At 53.8% G+C, this 18,388-nt stretch carries 16 protein-coding genes and 2 tRNA genes; 10 read left to right on the forward strand and 8 right to left on the reverse strand.

Annotation, left to right across the window (positions count from 1 at the left end):
* Nucleotides 1–64: 64 nt before the first annotated feature.
* From prmC to B5F34_RS00325, 7 genes are all read left to right on the forward strand, one after another.
* On the forward strand, nucleotides 65–916 hold the full coding sequence (prmC, locus tag B5F34_RS00295) for a peptide chain release factor N(5)-glutamine methyltransferase (protein ID WP_087333850.1): 852 nt from the start codon (nucleotides 65–67) through the stop codon (nucleotides 914–916).
* 86 nt (nucleotides 917–1,002) lie between these two features.
* Nucleotides 1,003–1,482: a regulatory protein RecX gene (locus B5F34_RS00300; protein ID WP_087334267.1), complete on the forward strand. Its 480-nt coding sequence runs from the start codon at nucleotides 1,003–1,005 to the stop codon at nucleotides 1,480–1,482.
* Between the two features lie 79 nt (nucleotides 1,483–1,561).
* Nucleotides 1,562–2,200 (forward strand): orotate phosphoribosyltransferase, encoded by a 639-nt coding sequence (gene pyrE / locus B5F34_RS00305; protein ID WP_087333852.1) that lies wholly within the window; start codon nucleotides 1,562–1,564, stop codon nucleotides 2,198–2,200.
* Between the two features lie 11 nt (nucleotides 2,201–2,211).
* The gene (locus B5F34_RS00310; protein WP_087333854.1) at nucleotides 2,212–2,628 is read left to right on the forward strand and encodes an SRPBCC family protein; all 417 of its coding nucleotides are present in this window, start codon (nucleotides 2,212–2,214) and stop codon (nucleotides 2,626–2,628) included.
* Between the two features lie 147 nt (nucleotides 2,629–2,775).
* Nucleotides 2,776–4,116: an argininosuccinate lyase gene (argH, locus tag B5F34_RS00315; protein WP_087333856.1), complete on the forward strand. Its 1,341-nt coding sequence runs from the start codon at nucleotides 2,776–2,778 to the stop codon at nucleotides 4,114–4,116.
* A gap of 152 nt (nucleotides 4,117–4,268) precedes the next feature.
* A tRNA-Gly gene (locus B5F34_RS00320) sits at nucleotides 4,269–4,341 on the forward strand.
* Between the two features lie 16 nt (nucleotides 4,342–4,357).
* Nucleotides 4,358–4,442, forward strand: a tRNA-Leu gene (locus B5F34_RS00325).
* A gap of 45 nt (nucleotides 4,443–4,487) precedes the next feature.
* Here B5F34_RS00325 and B5F34_RS00330 read toward each other — a convergent pair.
* From B5F34_RS00330 to B5F34_RS00365, 8 genes are all read right to left on the reverse strand, one after another.
* On the reverse strand, nucleotides 4,488–4,874 hold the full coding sequence (locus B5F34_RS00330; RefSeq protein ID WP_087333858.1) for a rhodanese-like domain-containing protein: 387 nt from the start codon (nucleotides 4,872–4,874) through the stop codon (nucleotides 4,488–4,490).
* 38 nt (nucleotides 4,875–4,912) lie between these two features.
* Nucleotides 4,913–5,602, reverse strand: a complete 690-nt coding sequence (locus B5F34_RS00335; protein WP_239448734.1) for a NigD-like C-terminal domain-containing protein — start codon at nucleotides 5,600–5,602, stop codon at nucleotides 4,913–4,915.
* A 2-nt stretch (nucleotides 5,603–5,604) separates the two neighbouring features.
* The gene (locus tag B5F34_RS00340; protein ID WP_087333860.1) at nucleotides 5,605–6,750 is read right to left on the reverse strand and encodes a 1-acyl-sn-glycerol-3-phosphate acyltransferase; all 1,146 of its coding nucleotides are present in this window, start codon (nucleotides 6,748–6,750) and stop codon (nucleotides 5,605–5,607) included.
* A 45-nt stretch (nucleotides 6,751–6,795) separates the two neighbouring features.
* Complete coding sequence (locus tag B5F34_RS00345) at nucleotides 6,796–7,767, reverse strand: D-alanine--D-alanine ligase (RefSeq protein WP_087333861.1); 972 nt, start codon at nucleotides 7,765–7,767, stop codon at nucleotides 6,796–6,798.
* The gene (locus B5F34_RS00350; RefSeq protein ID WP_087333863.1) at nucleotides 7,764–8,849 is read right to left on the reverse strand and encodes an RluA family pseudouridine synthase; all 1,086 of its coding nucleotides are present in this window, start codon (nucleotides 8,847–8,849) and stop codon (nucleotides 7,764–7,766) included. The genes B5F34_RS00345 and B5F34_RS00350 overlap by 4 nt, the downstream gene beginning before the upstream one ends.
* Nucleotides 8,850–8,882: 33 nt before the next feature.
* Nucleotides 8,883–9,533, reverse strand: a complete 651-nt coding sequence (locus B5F34_RS00355; RefSeq protein WP_087333865.1) for a PASTA domain-containing protein — start codon at nucleotides 9,531–9,533, stop codon at nucleotides 8,883–8,885.
* Nucleotides 9,534–9,951: 418 nt separating this feature from the next.
* On the reverse strand, nucleotides 9,952–11,007 hold the full coding sequence (locus B5F34_RS00360; RefSeq protein WP_087333867.1) for a hypothetical protein: 1,056 nt from the start codon (nucleotides 11,005–11,007) through the stop codon (nucleotides 9,952–9,954).
* Nucleotides 11,008–11,119: 112 nt separating this feature from the next.
* Nucleotides 11,120–12,634, reverse strand: a complete 1,515-nt coding sequence (locus B5F34_RS00365; protein ID WP_087333869.1) for a C10 family peptidase — start codon at nucleotides 12,632–12,634, stop codon at nucleotides 11,120–11,122.
* A gap of 521 nt (nucleotides 12,635–13,155) precedes the next feature.
* On the opposite strand from B5F34_RS00365, the gene B5F34_RS00375 reads away from it, so the two are divergent.
* The 3 genes from B5F34_RS00375 (at nucleotide 13,156) to B5F34_RS00385 (ending at nucleotide 18,374) form a co-directional block, all read left to right on the forward strand.
* Nucleotides 13,156–13,689 carry an RNA polymerase sigma-70 factor gene (locus B5F34_RS00375; RefSeq protein ID WP_087333874.1) on the forward strand — a complete coding sequence of 178 codons (534 nt, stop codon included), beginning with the start codon at nucleotides 13,156–13,158 and terminating at the stop codon, nucleotides 13,687–13,689.
* 119 nt (nucleotides 13,690–13,808) lie between these two features.
* Entirely contained in the window at nucleotides 13,809–14,987 is a 1,179-nt protein-coding gene (locus tag B5F34_RS00380; RefSeq protein WP_087333876.1) for a FecR domain-containing protein, read from the forward strand.
* A gap of 186 nt (nucleotides 14,988–15,173) precedes the next feature.
* Nucleotides 15,174–18,374, forward strand: coding sequence for a TonB-dependent receptor (locus B5F34_RS00385; protein ID WP_239448719.1), 3,201 nt, complete (start codon nucleotides 15,174–15,176; stop codon nucleotides 18,372–18,374).
* Nucleotides 18,375–18,388: the final 14 nt, after the last annotated feature.

Consider the following 18,388-nt stretch of genomic DNA (forward strand, 5'->3'; position numbering starts at 1 on the left):
TGCCACCTTGCTGCGACACACAAAATAAATCTCTATCTTTGCGCCCGCAAAAAAAATAAATCCCATGCCACAGACTCCCGCCGAATGGCGCAAACTGCTGAAAACCAAATACGATGAACGGGAAGCAGCCGCCTTGGCACGCATCGTGTGCTGCGAACTGCTGGGACAGCGCCCCACAGACTATGTGCTGAACGAACCGCTCCCCGACGACCCCCGACAGGCGCAACGGGCCCACGAACTGGCACAACGCCTGCTGGACTACGAGCCGATGCAATACATCGAAGGGAAGGCAAGGTTTGCCGGACGGGACTTCGGCGTGAAACGGGGCGTGCTGATTCCACGACCGGAAACGGAGGAACTGGTGGAACGCCTCGTGCAGACAACACCCCCCGGAGCACGCATCCTCGACGTGGGAACGGGCAGCGGATGCATCGCCGTGACCCTGGCGCTGGAGGTGCCCGGCGCACAGGTGGAAGCATGGGACATCGCAGACGAAGCGCTGGACACGGCACGAGACAACTGCCGACGACTCGGAGCGCACGTCTGCTTCCGGCAACAGGACGTCCTGGCGTATGAACCGGAGGAGGACACGGAAGGAAGGTTCGACCTCATCGTCAGCAACCCGCCCTACGTGACCGAAAACGAACGCAACGACATGCAACCCAACGTGCTGCTGTATGAACCGGAAAGGGCGCTCTTCGTGCCCGACAACGACCCGCTGCGATTCTACCGCCACATCGGACGGATAGGACGGAAACTGCTGGTGCCCGGCGGACGGATGGCTTTCGAGATTAACCGCGCCTTCGCACAAGAAACGGTGGCGCTACTCCTGCAACAGGGATACACGGAGGTAAGCTCCACCCGCGACCTGAGCGGCAACGAAAGGTTCGTCACAGGACGCAACCCCCTGGCCTGACAGCAACCCCCAGCCTCCATACACACGGCCGGACGGGGAAAAACTGGCCGGAACACTTGATTTTGCTCACCATAATCATAGTAAAGATGAACGAGATAAACGAGAACGAAGAACTGAAACGCATGCAGACCTGGTGCGCCGCCGGCGAACACTGCCGCTCGGAAGTGACCGAAAAACTGGTGAAACGCAACGTGCCCTACGACGTGGCCGACCGCATTGCCGACCGGCTGGAGCAGGAGAAATTCATCGACGAAAGCCGATACTGCCGCGCCTTCATCAACGACAAATTCCGGCTCGACAAGTGGGGAAAACAGAAAATAGACATGGCCCTGCAGCAAAAAAGACTGGACCCATACATCTACCGGCCCCTGCTCAACGCCATCGATGCCGACGACTACCTCGCCACCCTGCGCGCCCTGCTCGAAGCCAAACGCAAAAGCATACGCGCTGAAAACGACTACGAACGCAACGGAAAACTGATGCGCTTCGCACTCAGCCGGGGCTTCGCGGCAGATGACATCCGACAGTGCATCGACCTGCCGGAGGAAAATGAAGAAACAAAGTAAAAAATAGGCATATCTCTTCCTTTTCTCATTCTGATTACGTACATTTGCAGTGGATTAATCACATAAGCACAGATTAACAATGAAAACCTTAGAAAGACTGTTTGCTGAAAAGCTACTGAAAATCAAAGCGATTAAGATTCAACCGGCCAATCCTTTCACGTGGGCGTCCGGCTGGAAGTCGCCTTTCTATTGCGACAACCGCAAGACACTGTCCTATCCGTCGCTGCGCAGCTTCGTGAAAACGGAAATCACACGGCTGATTCTCGAACGCTTCGGACAGGCCGACGCCATTGCCGGCGTAGCCACCGGAGCCATTCCACAAGGCGCTTTGGTAGCCGACGCATTGAATCTGCCTTTTGTCTATGTGCGCTCCACCCCGAAAGACCACGGGCTGGAAAACCTCATTGAAGGCGAACTGCGACCGGGCATGAAGGTCGTAGTGGTAGAAGACCTTATCTCGACCGGAGGAAGCAGCCTGAAAGCCGTTGACGCCATCCGACGCGACGGCTGCGAAGTCATCGGCATGGTGGCAGCCTATACCTACGGATTCCCCGTGGCCGAAAAAGCATTCAAAGACGCCAAAGTATCACTGGTGACGCTCACCAACTACGAGGCCGTGATGGATGTGGCACTACGCACCGGATACATCGAAGAACAGGACATCGAAACGCTGAACGAATGGCGCAAAGACCCTGCACACTGGGACGCTGCCAAATAAACAACGAACGAATGACGAAGTTTGAAAGCAGCATCAAGCACGTAGCAGCCACACAGGCGGCTGTATACGCCAAATTGTCCGACCTCAATAATCTGGCACAAATCAAAGACCGACTGCCGGAAGACAAGGTGAAAAACCTCACTTTCGACGCAGATACGCTCAGCATGGACGTACCTCCCGCCGGAACCGTCACCCTGCAGATTGTGGAACGTGAACCGGAGAAATGCATCAAGTTCGGAACCACGTCCTCGCCACTGCCCTTCAACCTCTGGATACAGATTCTGCCCGTCAGCGACACAGAGTGCAAAATGAAACTGACCATCGGCATGGAACTGAACCCGTTCATGAAGACCATGGTGCAGAAACCATTGCAGGAAGGACTGGAGAAAATGGCCGACATGCTGGCGATGATCCCGTATAACTCATAAGACAAGAAAGAAAAAAGAGAAAAAGAAACAGCAGAAGACAAGCCGACTGTTCGCCACGCAAAGGCAGAACCGCCGGCTTTACTCTGCCGCTTCAAGCTCTCTTACATACCCCGCATACCCGATAACCCCTCTAAAAACAACACCAACGTGGCTCTGAAACTTTGGGAAAAATCCGTCGAAATCAATAAAGACATCGAACGATTCACCGTGGGACGCGACCGCGAAATGGATCTCTACCTGGCGAAATATGACGTGCTGGGTTCTATGGCACATATCACCATGCTGGAAAGCATCGGACTGCTCACCAACGACGAACTGCAACGGCTGCTGGCGGAAATGAAGCTCATCTACGCCGAAGCCGAACAAGGACGTTTCACCATCGAGGACGGCGTGGAAGACGTACACTCGCAGGTGGAACTGATGCTGACCCGGCGACTGGGCGACGTGGGCAAGAAAATACACAGCGGACGCTCGCGCAACGACCAGGTATTGCTCGACCTCAAGCTCTTCACACGTGCCCAAATCAAAGACATAGCCGAGGCGGTGCAGCAGCTCTTCGGCGTGCTCATACAGCAGAGCGAGGCCTACAAGGACGTGCTCATGCCGGGATATACGCACTTGCAGGTGGCCATGCCCTCGTCGTTCGGCTTGTGGTTCGGAGCGTATGCCGAAAGCCTGGTGGACGACATGATGTTCCTGCAGGCTGCCTACCGTCTGTGCAACCGCAACCCGCTGGGTTCGGCGGCAGGCTATGGCTCGTCGTTCCCGCTCAACCGCACGATGACTACCGAACTGCTGGGCTTCGACTCCATGAACTACAACGTGGTCTATGCACAGATGGGACGCGGCAAGATGGAACGAAACGTGGCGTTCGCACTGGCTTCCATCGCCGGAACGCTGTCCAAACTGGCGTTCGACGCCTGCCTCTTCAACAGCCAGAACTTCGGCTTCGTGAAGCTGCCCGACGACTGCACCACCGGCTCCAGCATCATGCCGCACAAGAAGAACCCCGACGTGTTCGAACTGACCAGGGCCAAGTGCAACAAACTGCAGGCGCTGCCCCAGCAAATCATGATGATTGCCAACAACCTGCCATCGGGGTACTTCCGCGACCTGCAAATCATCAAGGAGGTATTCCTGCCTGCTTTCGACGAACTGAAGGACTGCCTGCAGATGGTTACTTACATCATGCACGAAATCAAGGTGAACAAACACATCCTCGACGACCACCGCTACGACCCGATTTTCAGCGTCGAAGAAGTCAACCGCCTGGCACGCGAAGGCATGCCTTTCCGCGATGCCTACAAGAAAGTGGGGCTGGAGATTGAGGCGGGACAGTTCACGCCCGTCAAGGAAGTGCACCACACGCACGAGGGCAGCATCGGCAACCTGTGCAACGACCGCATCACTGCTCTGATGCACGAGGTGACCGAGGGCTTCCACTTCGAGAGAATGGAGCAGGCCGAAAAAGCCTTGCTGGGCAGATAAATCTTGACGGCGGGGAGGCTCTCCCTGCCCGTTTTCTTCAGACCGACGCCCCTTCTTTCGCCCCTCTTCGAGGCCGGGCATCATATTTATTTAAAGAAATAGTTGCCAGTAAACAGAAAACTTCCTATCTTTGCAGCCGTTCTTTAAGCCCTGCGGCAATAGCTCAGTTGGTAGAGCACGACCTTGCCAAGGTCGGGGTCGCGAGTTCGAGTCTCGTTTGCCGCTCATCTTCACAAGGTCCGCCCGGATGGTGGAATGGTAGACACGAAGGACTTAAAATCCTTTGGCCAGTAATGGCTGTGCGGGTTCAAGTCCCGCTCCGGGTACAGAAAGGACCAACCGTTATCCCATACGGTTGGTCCTTTCTTTTTTCACTTCTCCACGTCGCCCCCTGCCGCCTGCCAGCCCTGGAAGCCGGTGGCAAGTTCGTACACCCGGTAGCCCGACCGGGTAAGCACCTCTGCCGCCTTCTTGCTGCGCTTGCCGCTGCGGCAATACACAGCCACGGGACGGTCTTTCTGCAAGAGCGAGTCGGCCATCGGGGCAAACTGGCTGTCGAGCACATTGATGTTGAGACTGCCGGGGATATGCCCTTCGGTGTATTCGGCGGTAGTGCGCACATCGAGACGCTGCACGGAGGGGTCGTCTATCAGGCTCCGGAAGTCGTCGACGGAGAGAGTTTCAAAGCCGCCGGGTTGTTGCTGGCAGGCCCACAGAAAGGCAAGGACGGCCCCCAGCACGGTAAGAATGGTTTTCATATTCAATTCAATAAAATCTGCTTGTATCTTGCCTGCGGCTACCGCCGGGGCAGGTAATTGAACGTATAAGTTTCCGTCTCATCCTCCTCGTTTTGCAGGCTGAACCGGACGGTAAGCGATTCGGTCTGGTCTGTAATATAGGAGCAGAGCGGTACGGAGAGATAAGCACGGCGCGTGTAATACGGTGGGTCGTCGGCGGCATCGTGGTAAAGCGTCAGCGCAACCTCCCGGTGTGCCTCCTCCTCCCCGCCTTCCACCTTGTCTTCTACGAAATGAAAGGCATGCGCCGCATCCGTCCCCTTGATTTCCAGCACCACGTTCAGGTAGTCCAGCCCCATCCAGATGCTCAGCACCGAAGCGGGGTCGGTCTTCACCCCTCCGGCAAAAGCTGCGGCAGGCTGGGGCACGGGCGACACCACCGTGCTGGCCGAATAAAGCAGGACGCCCGTCGTGTCGCCGTTGTCGGCAAGCTCGCAGGCATAGTTGGCAATGATGCGCAGGGTAGAGTCGGCGGCACGGTTGGGCGCGGTCACCTCGTTGAGCACCGCATAAAGCCCTCCCCCGTCGGTCAGCACCGTTTCCAGCGTGCCGGCAGAGTTGCTGCGAGCCGTCAGATACTCCAGGCTGACCGACGGATAGTGGTAGTCGTCGTCGCTACATGCCGCCCAGAGCAGCAAGGCCGCGGGCAGCATCAGGAGTTTTCGCAAAGAGCCGTGCATTTTTCTCATCTTCACAAACTTAACTGGTTACGCAAGGGGTTGGCATACATCTCCAGAAGTTTCCCGCGCAAGAAGTCATCGTCTTTGCCAGGCAGGTCGATGCGCCCCAACTGGCGGTCAATGTAAGCAGTGAACCGCTGGCGGTCGTCGGCCGTATAATGCGCGGCGAATCGGTTTCCCCCCTCCAGCAGGTCGGCCGCCACGTAGTTGTTGGGATAGAGTCGGTAATTGGCAAAGATGCCCCGGTCTATCAGTCCTGCCACGCGGGCGAAGAGTTCCTGTTTGGGCAGCGCGGGGTCCAGGCGTTCCAGCTGCTCATTGAGGCAAGGTGCGGTGCAGAAGTGTACGTGCCCCTTCCATCCCATCAGTCCCGTCTGCATGTTCAGCAGGTCGTCGGCGGTGGTTTTCTTGTAGTCGGGGTTATCGCGCTTCATCTGGAATTCCTTGGCCTTGAGATAGTCGCAGGGGTCAAACTCGTAAGAGATGGCCAGCGGCACGATGTTCATCTCCTTCAGCCGGCTGATGACATCGCCTTCGCCCGCCATGGCAAACATCTTGAGGATGCTCTCCTGTGTGCGGTCGTTGGAGTCTTTGGCACGTCCTTCGCGCTGTGCAATCCAGATAGACTGGTGTTTGAGCCCGATGGTATAGTGCATGTATCTCGACATGCGTGCCGACGCCTCCAGCATCTGTCGCATGGTCAGCGCCCGCTGCACGATGAACGACTTGTTGATGCGCACCAGTTTCTTAATCCAGGGGTAGATGAGCAGGTTGTCGCCGATGGCAATCTCGACCGTATTCAGCCCCTTTTCCACCAGCATCAACGAGAGGAATCCGGAGTCGAGCACGATGTCGCGGTGGTTGGACACATAAGTATACGCCTTTCCCTCGTCGGCCAAGGATGAATTGTCGAGCGTCACTCCCAACGTAGCCTCCCGTATGATTCTCTTCAGGAAATCATAGCAGAAATCTACCTGGAATTGCAGTTTGCTCTTGCACATACGCATCCTGGATGCCAGCACGTCGAAAGGCACGCCGGGAAGGGCCAGTTCCAGCACATGACGGAAGGCGGGGTCGGCAATCAGTTCTTCGAATACGGCGGGCAGTTCCTCGTCGTAATAAGGGCGGATTTCGTCAAATTCTTCGTACATGTTCATTGATGGTTAATGGTTAATGGTCAGTGGTAGTCGGCGACGCTACGGTCAGCCCTGCTCGATGATGTCGGTCATCACGTCGCTGATGTCCAGTCCGGCGGCGCGCACCTGCTGTGGTATGAAGCTGGTGGCAGTCATGCCGGGCGTGGTGTTCACGTCAATCAGGTTGATTTTAGAGCCCTCGGTGATGATGTAATCCACGCGTATCAGTCCGGCGGCCCCCACGATGTCATAGACGGCCGAGGTGAGTTTCTGCACACGTTCGCTCAGTTCATCGGGGATTCGTGCAGGCGTAATCTCGTCGGAGTCGCCGCAATACTTCGCGTCGTAGTCAAAATACTCGTGGTGCGAGACGACCTCCGTGACGGGGAAAGTCACCGCATGCTGCTTGGTCTTGTAGCATCCGCAGGTCACCTCCGTGCCGTCCAGGAACGCCTCTACCAACACCTCATCAGCCTCGGCAAAAGCCTTGGCGATGGCCGGTTGGATTTGTGCGGGCGTATTCACCCGGCTTACTCCGAAGCTGGAGCCTCCCAGGTTGGGTTTGACGAAGCAGGGCAGTCCGATTTTCTGCACCACGTCCTCGTCGGCGATGCCCTGTCCGCGGCGCAGGAGCAGCGATTCGGCGATGCGCACGCCGAACCCCTTGAGATACTGGTTGCAGACAAACTTGTTGTAGGTGAGGGCCGAAGCCATCACTCCGCAGCCGGAGTAAGGCAGGCGGAGCATGTCGAAATAGCCCTGCAGCCGTCCGTCTTCGCCGGGCGTGCCGTGGATGGTGATGTAGGCATAATCGAACCGCGTCTTTTCTCCTGCCAGCGTGAAGCTGAAGTCGTTGCGGTCGACAGGCGTTGTGCCGCCTCCCGGCAGTTGCACGTGCCAGTCGGTGCCGTGCATCACGACGATATAAGAGATGTACCTGTCCTTGTCGAGAAAGGATTCGATACCTTGCGCGCTGCGCAGGGAAACTTCATACTCGGAGGTGTCTCCTCCGGCCACAATAGCAATCGTACGTTTCATACTGAATCTCTGTTACTGATATAGCCTCGCCATTTGTCGACCAAGGCAGTCATGTCGGGAGGAACGGGACAGGTGAAGTCCATCTCCTCGCCCGTGACGGGGTGTTTGAATCCCAGCGTCATGGCATGCAGTGCCTGCCGCGGACAGATGTCGAAGCAGTTGTTGACAAACTGTTTATATTTGGCGAAACGGGTGCCCCTCAGGATTTCGTGGCCCCCGTAGCGTGAATCGTTGAAGAGAGTGTGTCCGATGTGTTTCATGTGTACGCGAATCTGGTGCGTGCGTCCTGTTTCGAGCACACACTCCACCAAGGTGACGTAGCCCAGCCGTTCCATCACGCGGTAGTGTGTGACGGCATGCCGTCCCTCTCCTTCGGGCAGGACGGTCATCAGCATGCGGTCCTTCGGGTCTCGTCCGATGTTGGCGCAGATGGTTCCTTCGTCTTGCTCTACGATGCCCCACACCAAGGCACGGTAGCGTCGCCGGGTAGTTTTGTGCAGGAATTGGTTGCCGAGGCAAGTCTTGGCGTCGGGTGTTTTTGCCACGACGAGCAGTCCGGACGTATCCTTGTCGATGCGGTGTACGAGTCCCACGTGAGGGTCGTTGGCATCGTAGCGGGGGTTGTCCTTCAGGTGCCAGGCGATGGCGTTGACCAGCGTGCCGTGCCAGTTTCCATGTCCGGGATGCACCACGAGCCCCGCCGGTTTATTGACCACGAGCAAGTCGTCGTCTTCGTAGACCACCTCAAGCGGAATGTCTTCGGGGATAATGTCGTTGTCGTAAGGCGGCCGGTCCATCGAGAGTGTGATGACATCGAGCGGCTTCACCTTGTAGCTGCACTTCACGGGCCGTCCGTTGGCCAGGACAAACCCCGCGTCGGCAGCCTTCTGTATGCGGTTGCGCGAGGCGTTGGTGATACGGTCGAAGAGATATTTGTCTACACGCACCATCTCCTGCCCCTTGTCCACCACCACGCGGAAGTGTTCGTAGAGTTGCGTTCCGTCGCCTGCGGCGGCAGGCTCCAGTTCGTCCAGTTCATCGTCCGTCAGTTCGTCCTGTCGGCCGGCTAATTCTTCCTCCATCATTTTTTCTTTCTTCGTTCTTCACTCCACCCGTCAGAACCACGACTCATCGGCCGCCCCCGTCGTCTGTTGCTGTCGTTGCAAGCCCATAGAGTCGGTTGCCAAGGTCTCGGGCATGATTTCGGTATGTTCCAATCCGTCGCCCACGACGATGGTCAGATAGGCACCCTGCGGCACCTTCTCCTTGAAGTCGAGCACTCGTCCTTCGCACTTCACGCCATACACCCAGTCTTTCTCGCCGGGCACGGTATCGTTGGGCATCAGTTTGAATCCGGCAGCCAGGAGCCGTGCTTCAGCCTCTCGCAGAGAGCTGTTGTCGGCCACGTCGGGCAGTTCCACCAAGGGCACGTTGCTGGTGTTGACGGTCAGGTAGACGATTCGTCCGCGCTTCACGCGCTGGTTGACGGCGGGCCGGTATTCGAGCACACAGCCCGGCGGGAGCGTCTTGACGTAGGTCGAGTCTGCCACCACGCTTTGCAGTCCGTCTGCCGCGAGTATTTTCTGCGCCTCGGCCACGGGTTTGTGTTTCACGTCGGGCACCGTCACCGCTTCGCCGTGGTGCGTATAAGCGTCCAGCCACCTGAGGGTAGCTATCACCAGGATGGTCAGCACGACGGGCATGGCCAGCAGGTTGAGCCAGAAAAAGCGGTTGGCGCGGAAGGAGAAAAATTCTTTAATCGTCATAATCTGTCTCTGCGTTGAGTTATGCGCCACAAAGATACGGATTATAATGAAGAATGAAGAACGAAGAACGAAGAATTTCGCATTTCACCCGTCAGACAAGGGATGCCGGGCCGGCACGCAGGACAACAGTCCTCCGGTTCACGGTCTCGCCGGGATAAGCCCATGTCTGAGTAAAATCCGATTGATTACTCAGCCTGCTTTAAAGATACACAGCACATACGATTGCCTACACTATGACAGAGGTAGCACACCAGCAGGCTGAAATGACAATTGGGGCACAAGACACCCCGAACGGGATTCCACCTCCACATAGTCCGTCCCGTACAGTCCGAAAATATCGGCATCGGAGGGAGCGTGCGGGGAAACATTCCCGTCACCACGCCCCACCCCTGCGCCAATATGAGAATTTAAACAGACCTTATTCTGCCAATAAAAGCTGTCCTTTCAGCAGCCGCCCTGCCCGGTTCACGGTTTCGTCGGGATACAAGGCCTGGAAGCTTGCGGTCAGATCTTCGCATAGCCACAATTCATAGTAGGGTTCGGCATCCGTGCGCACGGCAAACACATGGTAGGTGCGGGACGCATCGTCCGCTTCGCCGAACGACGTTTCACAAAGCATGTAGAAATAGAAATAAGGAATCTCATAGTCCTCGTACACCGCCTTTTGTTCGTCTGATGCCTGACGGTAGAAATTGAAATTCTCTTCGCTGAGCACCTGCTTCACGGTCATTTCCGACTGCACGGACGTTCCGTCCGGCGAAGTGATGGCCAGCGTGCCGGTCTGCCCCGCCTCTATCCGACCGTCGGGAAATTCGAGTCTGAAACCCGTTCCGGCCCCGAAAGGCAACTTGGCGAGAGAATCGGTTATCTCATCGGCAAGCGTGGCATCGACCACCGGGCTTACATCGTCCAACTGCCACGGCGCACCGTTCAGCACGGGCGTATCTCCCGCCGCACGGGTCACGGTGAGCAAATCACTCTCCTGCTCCGGTCCTTGGTTGAGGGAGAAGCGGCGCACAATTTCGTGGTCATCCTGCGCATGGATGAGCAGGCGGTTGTACACGGTGATTACATCCGTACTTCCATCACCCCAGTGCAACGTGAGCGGTTCGTTCTCGTAGGTGTTCTCGCCCGCCAGTTCACCGAAGCGCAGATAGTAACGCTCTTCGTCACCTCCGTACACCAACTGCAGTCCGGTGAATCTCGCCAGATAATAACGGGTCTGCACGACCTCGGCATTCAGTTCATACGTGTCGCCCATGAAGTCTGCCTTGATGTCCTGACCAAGGATATTGCCCTCGGTCTGCGGATCGAGCAGGTCATGGCCTTCAGCATCCTCCACGGCCACATAACACACCACCGGGGAATAATCCCAAATGGTCAATGCCTCTTCCCCGTTATCGCACGCCACAAGGAACAAAGTGCAGAGCATGAAACTGCACGCAGCTAAAAAGGAAAGTTTTGTCTTCATCATTATTGCATTTAAGAAATTAAACCATCATTACTGTTTACACTAATAGTTACAAATCTGACCTACATTCATATTACTCTTTCTCAAGAAAGAATCCGGCTAACAAGCCATTACTTTAATTATTAGGATATATATCAACAATATCTTTTCTATCATTAACATAATTCACTAATGTACCATCACCCAGATCCGTGGTTAAATTATCATCGAAAAAGTAACCATTACTAATACCACCCCATCCCCAGTTCATGTGGTACCTTGATGATGCAACGCCATGACCTAAACTATATGAATAAAGATTTAAAAATTTAGTGGGTTCATATTCAGGTGGACAATCTTCAAGCGTCATCAGTAATAACTGTTTTGGTCCAGTATATGTAGATCTAAATCCATCACAAACCCAACCATGTCCTGCTTGGTCAAACCCAGTCATCAATACAGGAAGATTATTTTTCAAGTTATCTTCCACAACTGATGCATCATGCCCGACTTGCCGAGATTGAGAATATCCAAAATTCTTCAATACAGCAAGCATTTCATTGATATTAGCACCGGAATCGCCATGTTCATAATCAATCCCGAGAGCCCTGCCAACTTCCACAAGGAACTGTGACGTTACAGTTTCTGGCTCTGTATTAGGCATATCATCCCATGGATAGTACGCAGGATATTCATGATAACGCATGATCTGCCCAACCGCAACTGTAGCACAGCCTAATTCTTCTCGATTAGGCACACATTCATTATAACCACCTATTTGATCCCATGTAGTCTTCGTCAAAGGAAGAACTTCCTCTACAGTAGTTGTGGTCTTACATAAGACAAAAGTAACCGCATCTCTCCCCCCATAATTAGGATTGGCATATCCTAAAGGCAATGTCAAGAACTTATCCTGAACATCCGAAGGCAAAGCTTTGAATTCATCCGTATTCTTATAATCGGATAGGAAATATACGGTATATCCTTCTGCTATCCATTGATTATATTGGCTGCTAACCAAATTTATAACATCACTATATGCACGAGTTTGAGGCATCTCTTTCTTAGCATCGGTATATTCCATCCACCTTGACCGGAATTTGAGCTTCAAACTATCCGGGAAACTGCTTGCCTTATCAATATTATACTTCTGTTCGTCCAGCCAGACTGAAAGTCCACTATTCTCAGCCGCCGTAACATCAAAAGTGCCCTGATCGGAATAAGCAAGCACGGGTTCATAGTCTTTAGTGGCAGAAATAACCATGAAACCGGCGTTATTACTGTAGTTAACCACATAGAGTTGGGGAACATCTGCCTCTGACCGAATGGTCAAGACAGATTCAATGCTTTTCTCACCCGTCGCTTTCGTTTCAACGAGTTTATTTCCGAAGTTAGCGGCTACCCGTTCTACAGTTTCCATGGTAACTGCATCACTGGTATCAGGCACAGTGACATATACAGACGATAAAGCCTGAACCTGCTGAGCAATTATCTCCTCGTTTTCTGCAGAACACGAAAGCAACATGAGGGCAATTGCCGGTAAAAGACTCAAATGTTTCATATTTTCTCTATTTAAAAACGCTTTTAGTCCACATAAGATGTCGGTAGCAAAATTAATAAAAAGGGAAACAATATCCAAGAGATTTTGCATAAATCGCGCATTTCTTTGTCAAAATCCTCCCAAGCCACCATGAGGCGCCTGAGCAGGGCCGGAAAGGCCGTTTTCAACGGCGGCGGGCAGCGGGGGAGATTGTCCGAGAACTCTTCCGACACTATCATTCTAAGGGAGCGCAGTCGAGGGATCTCAAGACACGTTCCTGTAGATTTAGTGAGATGGCTCGACTTCGCTCGCCATGACAGAATGATAGCAGCTGATAGGTTTTCGGACAGCCTGGGGGGAGGGAACGGCAACGGTATACGAAGCACGGAGCAACGGTATCTGGGACGGACAGCGAAGGTATATGCACGCCAAAGGGAAACTGAATTCGGATGATTTCATAAAAATTACCAGTCTTTTGCCCATAAATGGAAATTTTCTGTAATTTTGTGCCAAAAAAATAAACAGACCGACTTCCCTCGGACCATCAGGGAACCCTTATTCTAATCCACCCCATCTGCACTCCCGACCTCCCAATAAAAGGAGCGGCAGGGGTTGCGGAGCAACAAAGACTTATGACGGAAGAACAGATTTTTGAACATTTATTCCGGACACATTACCAGGACCTATGCCAGTATGCCGCCCATTATGTATCCGACCCCCAAATAGTCGAAGACATCGTGCAGGGATTCTTCGTAACAATTTGGGAGAACAAAACGCTGTCTGCCAACGTACACCACTTCCAGTCATACGCCCAACGCGCCATCCACAACCGCTGCCTGAACTACTACAAGGCCGAACTGTCCAAAGAAAATTTCCTCGCCCTGTTTCTCGAAGAATGGAAGGAAATGCAACAGGAGCGTGACGATTTTCCCCACAAAGAGCGCATCCAGGCTGCCCTGCACCGCCTGCCGCCCCAATGCAAGCGTGTGTTTCTGCTGAGATGCCTGAAGAATATGAAATACAAGGAAATAGCCGACATCGCGGGTATCTCGGTCAACACCGTCAAGTATCATTTGGGAGAAGCGTTCCGCCTGATGCACGAAGAGCTGAAGGACCTGCTCCGGTTAATGCCCCCCGTGGCGTTCGTACTTGCACAACTGTTCTGAAACGGAAGAAAAGAGAGGGGGAACACCCCGCCCGCAGAAAATTTTTTCAAAAAAAAGTCTTTTTTACCCTACCCATTTCGGGCAGGCCGGTTGTCTTATAAATAAAAGCAAGAAAAAACATGGAATCATTTACAGACCCTATATACTCGATTATCTTAGCCGTGCTCACCGGAGAAGCCACGGAAGAAGAGCGCCGACGCCTGCAAAACTGGCTGTCGGAGTCGGAAGCCCACCGACGGGAGTTCGGCGAGATGGAAAAGCTCTACCGACTGGCCAACGTCTCCCCCCGGAAAGACCACAGACAGTACGACGTGGAGAAAGCCTGGCAGAAAGTGCGCCGGCAAACCATAGCCAAGAAACAACGGAGCATCGTGCGGCAGTGGATGGGCTATGCAGCCATGATAGCCCTCGTGTGTCTGGCCGCCTACTTCATCGGGCAACCGTCTTCCGAGCCTGCCAAACCGTCGCACATGGCCTACGAACGCCCTACCCTGCTGCTGGACAACGGAACGACCATCGACCTGCGCGAAGACAGTTTCTCCATCAGCACAGGAAAAGCGACCATCCACAACAACCTGCAAAACCAGCTGTGTTACCGGTCGGACGAGAAAACAGCAGACAACGAACCGGTCAGATGGAACCACCTGATTATCCCCAAAGGCAACGCCTACGAACTGACTCTGTCCGACGGCACACACATCTGGCTGAATGCCGAATCGGAGCTGTCCTACCCCACCACTTTCCAAGGCGGAGAGAGGGAAGTGAAACTGAAAGGCGAGGCTTACTTTGAAGTAGCCAAGAATCCCGATAAACCTTTCCGGGTGAAAACCGGCGGACTGGATGTCGAAGTGCTGGGCACCTCGTTCAACGTATCGGCCTACGACAACGAAGCCAACATCTGCGTGACGCTGGCCGAAGGAGCAGTGGCCGTACAGACCGGCAAGGGCGAAGAATTCAGAATATCACCCTCCGAACAGCTCACCTACCACAGGGAAAGCCGCCAATCGGACATCAGGACCGTACAAACCCAGATGTTTACATCGTGGACGAGGGGAGAGTATATATTCAAAGATGCCACCTTGGATGAGATACTGACAAAGCTAAGCCACTGGTATGACTTCCGTGTGCAATACGAAGACCAGCGACTGAAAGATAAACGTTTTTCCTGCACCGTCGACCGCAGCATCAGTCTGCAGCAATTGCTCGAACTGCTCAGCTACACGTCCGATGTCAAGCTGAAACGAACCGGAGACCAGATAACAATCAGTGTAGAACCAACAAGCAAGGAGGTGGAATGACCAGAAAAAGAAATACCGTGAGAGAATAAAAAAAGGAGACAGGTATGTACCAGATACCAATCTCCAGTCAACAGATTTAGTGAGTGAAACTCTTAAATTTAAACCTGAAAAGTATTCAAAGTTATGAAGAAAAACAGAGAGAAGACTTCTGTCTGCTTAAAAAAAGTCTTAAATCAACTGTCTTTTTTGATTTTATTAGCAAGTTCATTGCTTATTTCACCCCAAATAAAGGCAGCGAACTCCATTTTTGAACAAGATTATCAATTACAATTATCTTTTGAGAATGCTCCCTTAGAGCGCGTATTAGATGCCATCACCGAACAATCGGGCGTAAAAATAGTGTATAGCAGCGACGTAGTCGACGCCAGCCGGAAAGTAACCGTCAACATCAAGACATCCGACATTCTGGTTGCCCTGCAATCGGTATTCGGCAAAGATTATTCGTTCAAACAAATTGAAGACTACATTGCCGTCAGCAAAACCGAAGCATCCGCTGTCGACGATGGCGAGAAACGCAACTGGACAATTGCCGGACAGGTACTGGAAAACACCGAACCACCTTATCCGCTGCCCGGCGTAAGCATCCGCATCAAAGGCACGAACCTGGGTGTCATCAGCGACGCCAACGGCTACTTCAGCGTCAAAGCCAAACGCGGCGATGTGCTGGTGTTCAGCTTCATCGGTTATCAGGATTTTGAACACGTGGTTTCCCGTTCCATCAACAACCTGACCGTCGCCCTGACACCCGACAACGAACTGCTGGACGAAGTCATCGTCACCGGTTTCTCCGAAGAAAAACGCGTCAACTCCGTATCGGCCGTATCTACCTTGGACGTATCCAAGAACTTAGCCACCAAGCCTATCACTTCGCTGTCGCAATCGCTGCAGGGCGGTATCACCGGTCTGACAGTGACGCAAAGCTCCGGTCTGCCTGGCGCCGATGCCGCCACCATCAAAATCCGCGGTATCTCATCCATCATGACCAACAACGACCCGCTGGTGCTGGTTGACGGTATCCCCATGGACATGAACCAGCTGGACCCGAACACCATTGAGAGCGTGACGGTATTGAAAGACGCCGCCGCATCTGCCATCTACGGTGCCCGCGCCGCCAACGGTGTCATCGTGGTAAAGACCAAGCGCGGCGTGCCGGGCAAGGTATCGGTGTCCTACAACGGCTATGTGGGCATCCAGCAAGCCACTTACCTGCCCAAATTCGTCGATGCAGCCACTTACATGGAAATGGCCAACGAAGCCAACATGAACATCGGAGGTGACCCCACGTATTCACAGGAGACGATTGATATCACGCGGGCTCATACCGACCCCATCAATTACCCCGACACCGACTGGATGGACTACATCTTTAAGAACGGCATGATCCACAGCCACTCGGTAAGCGTGTCCGGCGGTAGCAACCTGGCGCGTTTTGCCCTGACAGCTAACTATATGCAGAATGAAGGTCTGATAGAAAAGGCACGTTCCAACCGTTTCAACATCCGTGCCAATACAACGGTGAACCTGTTGGATAACCTCTCGGTCAACATGGACTTCAACTCATATCGCACGGTGCGCTATGAGCCCATGTACCGCACAGACCAGCATGCCTATCATATACTATATTACACTTACCAGACTCCACCCAACGTCATTCCCGTCTATCCGATGAAAGAAGGCAGCGACATCGTGTTCTACGGTAACCGCCCGGAACAACGCAACCCGGCCGCCATGCTGCAACACGGTGGTGAGTACAAGGCGCTGGAAGACAACATCAGCATCAACATCGCCCCGCGCTGGGAAGTGATTCCCAACCTGGTACTGCGTGGGCAATTCTCGTACCGCATCAGCAGTTCGGCCACCAGCGAAAAACGCCGTTCCTACAACTTCTTCGATTATGACACAGATGCCTTCCTGCAGACGTGGGATGCCATCAGCAGTGCCGGCATGAACCGCAGTAGTTACTACTACTTGGGTGCAACGGCTGAATATACGTTTGAGAAAGGCAAACACCGCCTGTTCGCTATCGGTGGCTACAACCAGGAACTGACCAACAGCGGAAGTTGGGACCAGTGGGCCATGGTGTCCATGTTTGCCAAAGCCAACTATACGTTCAACGAACGCTACTTGCTGGAAGGCACAGTGCGCCGCGACGGTTCTTCCCGCTTCGGCAGAGGACACAAGTTCGGCGTATTCCCCTCCATTGGTGCCGGCTGGAACCTGCACGAGGAATCGTTCATGGAAAACCTGAAGTTCATCAACAACTTCAAGATTAGAGGCTCGTTCGGTATGCTGGGTAATGAGAACGTCGGATTGTACCAATACCAGAACCTGATTAGTGCCAGCGATGGTACGGAGACTTACTTCGGTAACCCCAACCTGACGTGGGAAACCGTGCAAATGGCCAACATCGGTGCCGACATCCGCCTGTTCAACGAACTGGACATCACCATCGACTACTACAACAAGCTGACGAAAGACCTGATTCTCGAGCCGCCTATCTCCTACATCGGCGGTACTTCAACCGTACTGCTCAACTCCGGCCGCCTGCGCAACCGTGGTTGGGAAATCGACCTCAACTGGAACAAGCAAGTGACCCGCGACTTCGGCTTCAACCTTCACGGTGGTGTGAGCCAGAACAAGAACAAGATTCTGGAACTCTTCGGCGGACCGTATGACAACGGCAGCACCATCAACAAAGAGGGCTATGCACTGAGCAGCTACTTTGTATATCCTACGGACGGATTGTTGCAGGAAAGCGACTTCACGAAAGATGCCGACGGCAACTGGGTGCCCAATGAAGGCGTGGTGATTTTCGACGGCCAGCAGCCGGGCGACATCCACTACCTGGATACCAACAACGATGGCACGATTTCGGCAGACGACCGCGTCATCCGCGGCAATGACCAGCCCAAGCTGAACTACTTTGCCAACCTCACGCTGAACTGGAAGAAGTGGGAACTGGAAGTCCTGTTCCAAGGTGTGCAAGGCGTGGAAGCTTACTACGGACAGCCCTACTCGTATGGTCTGGACATCACAGGCGACGGTTTCACGCCGCTGGCCGTGCAGACCGATTACTGGACACCGGAGAATCCCGACGCCCGCTATCCGCGCCTGGCCCCGAATGCCACCTACGGCAACAATGCCCTGCAATCCGACTACTGGAAATTCGACGCCAGCTACTGCCGTGTGAAGTACATACAACTGGCCTACACTTTCGACCAGATGGGCTTGAAACGCTGGGGCATTTCCAGCATCCGCGTGTATCTGAATGCACAGAATCCCTTCACCTTTGCCAAGGAAGGACTGGTAGACCCGGAAAGCCGCGGCCAGTTGGGCGCCTATCCGCTGGTAAAGACCTATTCCTTCGGTGTTAATCTGAACTTCTAATTATAGACAATACC

Source organism: Mediterranea sp. An20 (genome assembly GCF_002160055.1).
GTDB lineage: Bacteria > Bacteroidota > Bacteroidia > Bacteroidales > Bacteroidaceae > Bacteroides > Bacteroides avicola.